At 67.1% G+C, this 1,021-nt stretch carries 1 protein-coding gene; it reads right to left on the bottom strand.

The window, feature by feature from the left end; translation table 11 throughout:
* Positions 1-916: IS630 family transposase (locus tag ACZ7NC_RS45780; protein ID WP_471498454.1), on the bottom strand; the 916-nt coding region annotated here is incomplete at its 3' end.
* Between the last annotated feature and the right edge of the window lie 105 nt (positions 917-1,021).

The following is a 1,021-nucleotide window of genomic DNA, read 5'->3' as shown; positions in this document are numbered from 1 at the left end:
AGCGTCGTTCCAGCTCGGCGAACCACCGTTCGACCTGGTTGATCCATGACGAGTAGGTCGGGGTGAAGTGGAGGTGGACGCGGGGATGCGCGAGCAGCCACTTGTGCACCACCGGCGCTTTGTGGGCGGAGAGGTTGTCGCAGATGACGTGGACCGCCAGGCCGGGATCGGTCTGGCGGTCGATGTCGTCGAGGAAGTCACGGAAGTCCACGGCCCGGTGCTGTGCGGACAGCTTCGTGATCACCTTGCCCGTCGCGGTGTTCAGGGCAGCGAACAGATCGACGGTGCCGTGGCGGACGTAGTCGAAGCTGCGCCGCTCGGGGACGCCGGGCAGCATCGGCAGCACCGGTGCGGTCCGTTCAAGGGCCTGGATCTGCGGTTTCTCGTCCACTGCGAACACCGCCGCGTTGGCCGGCGGGGCGAGGTAGAGGCCGACGACGTCACGGACCTTGTCGATCAGCAGCGGATCCGGGGAGATCTTGAAGGTCTCCGTCCGCCACGGCTGCAGGCCGAAGGCGTGCCAGATCCGCAACACGCTCGCCGGCGACATCCCCACGGCCTTGGCCAGCTCCCGCTTCGACCAGTGCGTCCCGCCTTCGGGTACCTCTTCGAGGGTGCGGACCACGACTTCCTCGACCTGGGCATCGGTGATGGTCCGCGGCACCCCGGGCCTTGGCTCGTCCGACAGTCCGTCCAGCCGGTCACGCAGGAACCGGGTGCGCCATTTGGCGACGGTGCCGCGGTTCACGCCCAGCCGGGCAGACACGGCCATGTTCGGCCCGCCCTCCGCACACGCCAGCACGATCCGTGCTCGCAGGGCAAGCCCCTGCGCGGTCTGACGGCGCTTGACCCAGTTCTTCAACACCTGGCGCTCGGTCTCACTCAGCACCAGCGGCTCCAGCCTGCTGTCACCCACACCCGACAGCAGACCGCAGCCAATCGGCACCAGGTATGCGAACCCGTGAAGTGGTACGGAAAGCAACCCACGTGGTGCCGAACCAACTCACAACCAGATCACTAG

The organism is Streptomyces sp. NPDC111802 (genome assembly GCF_055634335.1).
This window is presented reverse-complemented; position numbering and strand designations above follow the sequence as displayed.